Origin of the sequence: Cupriavidus sp. WS, assembly GCF_000395345.1 — a bacterium.
In the GTDB taxonomy this organism is placed as follows: Bacteria; Pseudomonadota; Gammaproteobacteria; order Burkholderiales; family Burkholderiaceae; genus Cupriavidus; species Cupriavidus basilensis_B.
Genome location: NZ_AQPL01000284.1, coordinates 1 through 4,724 on the forward strand (window position 1 = coordinate 1; position 4,724 = coordinate 4,724).

At 72.9% G+C, this 4,724-nt stretch carries 5 protein-coding genes; 3 read left to right on the forward strand and 2 right to left on the reverse strand.

Features of this window, described 5'->3' with window-relative positions; translation table 11 throughout:
- On the forward strand, window positions 1-248 hold a 248-nt coding region (locus K206_RS0122715; RefSeq protein WP_231401653.1), incomplete at its 5' end, for a hypothetical protein.
- Window positions 249-271: 23 nt separating this feature from the next.
- Here K206_RS0122715 and K206_RS0122720 read toward each other — a convergent pair.
- Window positions 272-2,002: a hypothetical protein gene (locus K206_RS0122720; protein ID WP_020204691.1), complete on the reverse strand. Its 1,731-nt coding sequence runs from the start codon at window positions 2,000-2,002 to the stop codon at window positions 272-274.
- A 651-nt stretch (window positions 2,003-2,653) separates the two neighbouring features.
- Between K206_RS0122720 and K206_RS0122730 the strand changes: the two genes are divergently transcribed.
- Both K206_RS0122730 and K206_RS0122735 read left to right on the forward strand, forming a co-directional pair.
- Window positions 2,654-2,887: a hypothetical protein gene (locus K206_RS0122730; RefSeq protein ID WP_020204693.1), complete on the forward strand. Its 234-nt coding sequence runs from the start codon at window positions 2,654-2,656 to the stop codon at window positions 2,885-2,887.
- Between the two features lie 217 nt (window positions 2,888-3,104).
- Window positions 3,105-3,944 carry a hypothetical protein gene (locus tag K206_RS0122735; RefSeq protein ID WP_020204694.1) on the forward strand — a complete coding sequence of 280 codons (840 nt, stop codon included), beginning with the start codon at window positions 3,105-3,107 and terminating at the stop codon, window positions 3,942-3,944.
- A 154-nt stretch (window positions 3,945-4,098) separates the two neighbouring features.
- Here K206_RS0122735 and K206_RS0122740 read toward each other — a convergent pair whose 3' ends face one another.
- Window positions 4,099-4,626 carry a metal-dependent hydrolase gene (locus tag K206_RS0122740; RefSeq protein ID WP_020204695.1) on the reverse strand — a complete coding sequence of 176 codons (528 nt, stop codon included), beginning with the start codon at window positions 4,624-4,626 and terminating at the stop codon, window positions 4,099-4,101.
- Window positions 4,627-4,724 lie beyond the last annotated feature (98 nt).

Genomic DNA, 4,724 nt, shown 5'->3' on the forward strand with positions numbered 1-4,724 from the left:
CTGTCCGCGGCCCGCCGGCCGCGGACAGGCCGGAACAAGGAGCAGAGATGACCATTCCCAGTTATGAAGTCGCCCGGCTCGCATCGCTCGCGGTGCGCCTGGCCCTGTCCTCGGGGCTGACGCACGAAGAGATGCAGGCCGCGCTCAGCCTCGCGGCCACGATGATCGAGCAGGACGAAGACGCCACCCCCGGCGGCGGCACGGCGGCCAAGGCCGCCCACACCAAAGTGACGCGCACGATTCACTGACGCCGCGTGGCGCGCCCTGTCCCTTACGCCAGCGCGCCCGCCCAGTAGAGTTCCGCCGCCGCCAGCACCGCACGCATCTGCGTGGTGTGAGCCAGGCGGAAGGCATCGTCGTAGACGGTCTGGTCCGGGAACTCCGTGACCAGCATGAACGGCACCGTGGAGCGGTGATCCTCCACGATCATGCACGGAATGCCGTTGATCACCGGGAATGGCACCGCGCCCGCATGCGCGCCCCAGGTGGCAAGCTGCCGCGCGTTGAACGCGGCCAGTTCCGGCGAGGCGGCCAGCGCCGCCGTCAGCGCCTGCATGAACGCCAGCGCCTTGTCCTCGACCCCGCCGTGATGGCGCAGGATCAGGAAAAATCCCTTGGGAATGGTCCAGGTCTCGAAGCCCGGCGGCACGTAGCCGGTAAGCGGGCGCGTCCACTCGTGGGCGGGATAACCGTGCAGGCTCATGTGCAGCCCGGCGCCGGTGCGCTCGGCCGCCTCCAGCCGCGCCGCCTTTTCGCCGAACGGCGCCGCGGTGCGCGCCTCGAGGTCGTCGCCCAGCGCGGTGTAGCGCGCGGCATGCGACATGTGGCGCGGATTGTCCTCGCGCAGCCGCGTGTGCAGCGCCGCGCCGTCCGGGTTCTCCAGCGCGATCACGGCGAAGTTGGCCTGCGGGCGCTGCCGCAGCGCGTGCGCCGCGCGCAGCGCGCCGACCACGCCGGAACTCTCGTTGGCATGCTGCCCGCCCGAGATCACCAGCCCGGGCAGCGCGCCTTCGATATGCGTGCCGTGGACCACGCGCCCTTGCGTGGACATCGCGCTGAAGCGCGTGCCGCCGAGCGCCGCCATTTCGGTGGCGGCCTCCTCGGGCGTGAGCGGGCGCGCCAGCGCGGCCAGCGCCGCCGCGGACAGCGGCGCGGCGCCGGCGGCAGCCGCCGGCCGCGGGTGCGGCAGCACCTCCACGCGCACGTGCGTGGCGCCCTCGCTGGCGCCCGCATGCACGTCCGGCACGATCTGGCCCGGCTGCAGGGTGCGGTCCCCGCGCGGCAGGCCGGCGCGGTCCTGGAAATATTCCAGCACGGAAAAATACAGGTCCTCGTGCAGCGCTTCGCGCGTGCTGATGCATTCGTCCTGGTAGGCCAGCCGGCGCTCGATGCCGCCGGTGCCGATGGCGATGCGCAGCACGTCGAAATACGGCGCGCGCCCGCCCCAGCCGTGCGCGCGGATCGCGTCCATCGCCGCGGCGAAGGCCAGTTCGTATTCGGTGGCCAGCGGCCCGTCCTCGACCAGCGCCTCGCCCTGCCACAGGCGCAGCCATCCGCACGGCGCGCCCGAGGCCGCGAGCGGCACGAACACGCGGCGGGCCTCGCCGCCGGCTTCGACCACGTAGTGCGCGTCGGCATCGCCATCGGCCAGGCGCAGGGCGCCCTCGGGCAGCAGGCCGGCCAGCGGATAAGCCTCCAGGCGGAAGCGCTGCGCCTCCTTGTCCGTGGCGGCCGCGGGCAGGCGCACCGTCACGCCGTGGGCGGCGCGCTGCGCCACATCCACCTCACCGGGAAAATCGTCGAGGAAAAAATGCACCAGCGGCTTGTACGCGCTGCGGATCTCCGCCCGCACGCCGGCGGCGGCCAGCCGCCGCTCGGCCGCGCGGCGCGCGTCGGCATCCTCGAACACCCACGCCTGGGCGCGCGCGCCGGGCATGGCCGCGAGGCGTTCGACCAGGGTATCGAGGGTGCGGGCAAAGGTGGCGTCGAGCAGGGTCGTCATGGCGTGGCCGGAGCGTGAGCGGATGGATGCGGAATGCGGCGTGCCGGCGGCGGCAGGCCGGCGGCACGAGCGGCCATTATAGGGAAGGCGACCGGAACACGCCGGGCGGCGCCAGGCAGCGCCGGCGCGCCCCGGCGGCACCCGCGGCCGTGCACATTTCCTTACAACCCGGACACACAGCGGTGCTGCGCGGTGGCTAAGCTGCACCGTTGTGCAAGCGCCGTCTTGCCTGTCTGAAGGAAGTCGCATGAATGACACCCGAGCACAGCCGCCGTCATGGCGCCCGGCAGCGCTGCCCGCGCGCCGCCGCGCCACCCCTGCCGCACCGCGCGCAGCCCTTGCGGCGCCGCGGCGGCAGCCCCGATGAAGTGGACCACCATCGTGCTGGTCCTGCTGGGATGGCTGGGCGCCTGCGCGGCGGCGGGATGGCTGCTGATGGCCTGCTCCAGCCTGCTCGCGCGATGACGGCCCGCGCCGGCGGCCATGCGGCCCGCGCCCCGCGCGCGCGCCCGGCCGGGGCGGATCCGGCCCGCGCGGCCGTCCATTTCGTAACCGGGTATTTCAGCCGTCCCGCCGGGACCCGCGCCACGCGCACCACGCGCCCGCACACCTGACCAACGCCGGCCCGTTCGCGCCAGGCAAGGAGAAACCATGTACGACCACGCCACCGCACTCGAGCGCCCGTGCGCCGCCTCCCATGCGGGCCACGCCGCCCATGCCGCCACCGAGGTGATGATGTCCGATATCGGCCCGCTCAAGCTGTGCCGCAACTGCGGCGAATACTGGCCCGCCGACGGCGAGTTCTTCTCGCGCGACGGGCGCCGCCGCGGCGGCCTCGAGCACGTCTGCAAGGCCTGCCGCAAGGAACAGCGCGTGGCGCGCTGACGCGGCACGGCCACCGGCCGCGCGGGCGCGCCGCGTCCATCCGCCATCGGGATGGCACCCGCGCGCGCTTGGTTCGCTGCCCCACATACCCGCCGGCCCCCCGCGCCGGAAACGGCACCGCCGCCTTTGCCTGGCGCGCGCACGCGACTTACCATGCAGGAACACGCCCGGCGACAGGGCGAAGACAGAGAGAAATCTGCGGTAAGGCGGGGACACTTTGGCGAACTATCTGGAAGAGTACTGCTCGCGCATCCGGCGCGGGTCGGCGGCGTCCGTGATCGACAAGCCGGTACTGGTTGATCGCGATCGCTTTTATGTCATGCGCTACGTGCCGTTCGAGCACACGCACGCGGACGCGCGGCTGGCGCTGGTGAGCACCACGCCCGGCCACACCCACGTGCAGCTCGCCGCGGAACTGACCGAGCGCCTGCTGCAGCGGCACGCGCCCGGGCGCGCCATCCAGCGCGAGAACAAGCGCCAGGTGGAGCTGGGCGGGCGGCTGGTGCGGCCCAACCTGATCCGCATGCTGGACCATTTCGGCATCCCGCAGCTGGTGGGCCTGCCGAACGCGGCTTCGCTGTGGGGCGACGGCTTCGCGCGGCTGCAGCCGCTGGCCCTGCTGCCCTACGCCACCACGCGGCGCGGCCTGGCCTACGACGGCGACCTCGAGGAACTGATGGCGGTGCCGATGCTGCGCAACGTGTTCGAGGCGCTGTTCCTCGAGCGGCTCGCCCAGGCCGGCGGCGAAGTCCTGTACGTGGCGCTGGGCCGCACCGCGTGGGCCGCGCTGGGCCATGCCGTCGACACCGGCCTGCTGCAGCGGCGCCAGTTGCTCGGCATGCTGCCGGTGCCCGCGCGCGCCGGCAGCATGGTCAAGTATTTCCTGCGGCAGGTCGGCGCCGAAGCGCTCTCGCCGCGCGACCCGGTGCGCCACCGCACCGCCTGGCTCGACGCCGCGCATGCCGAGATGACCCTCGGCGTGCGGCGCCAGCGGCAACGCCAGAGCGCCAACGAGCCCGGCCCGGAAAGCGCGCCGCTGAGCTGCCTGGAAGCCTGAGGCGCGCATCGGCGCGACGCATATGCACGGAAAGTCACCCCACATCGGAGGGGTGAATGTGGCACTTTTGCCGGCCGTTAGTCATCCCTGAGGGAATTGCCTCCCTCGTATTCCCGATCGGCGGCCCCTCGTGGCCGCCTCTTTTTTGCCGTGCTCACGCGCGTAGATGCCACGCGCGCAGGTAATGCAGCAGGTCCAGGCCGTGCGCGCCGTGGAACCACACATGGCGCGACAACGTGAGCGCGCCCGCCCACGACGCCGCCACCACCAGCGCGTCGCAGCGCCCGCTCTTCCACCAGTTCAGCGAATGCCGCCCGCAGATCCACGGCACGCCGAGCGGATTGGGCCAGTCCGCCAGCAGATGCATGAGCCCGCCGCAGGCAAAGCCGAACGCCGGCGCGGCCAGCGCGTGGCTGCCCAGCGCGCGGTGCGACAGCACCAGCAGCGCGAGCCAGGCCACGCCCCAGTGCGTCCAGGTCCGATGGGCGATCCACAGGCGGCGCGAGCGCGACCACCACGCCACCTCCAGCCAGTCCGGCGCGCCGCCGCCGGCCACGCCCGCGGCAAAGGCCAGCGCGGCGCCGAATGAATAGGGGCCGCCCGCGCCGGCGCTGGCGACGATCGCCGCGGCGATCAGTCCGGCCGCCCATCCGGTGGCGTGGTGTGCTTTGCTGGAAGCCATTGCGAGGGCGCCTTGCCGGGCCATGAAAACGAAGGGCCGCAATGGTGGCAGATCGGCGCGCGGTTGAACAGCGCCGGCCGGGAACGGCGGCATCAGGG

Coding starts and splice junctions, on each gene's coding strand:
- K206_RS0122720 (WP_020204691.1), bottom strand. CDS start 2,002: ATGACGACCCTGCTCGACGCCACCTTTGCCCGCACCCTCGATACCCTG.
- K206_RS0122730 (WP_020204693.1), top strand. CDS start 2,654: ATGTACGACCACGCCACCGCACTCGAGCGCCCGTGCGCCGCCTCCCAT.
- K206_RS0122740 (WP_020204695.1), bottom strand. CDS start 4,626: ATGGCTTCCAGCAAAGCACACCACGCCACCGGATGGGCGGCCGGACTG.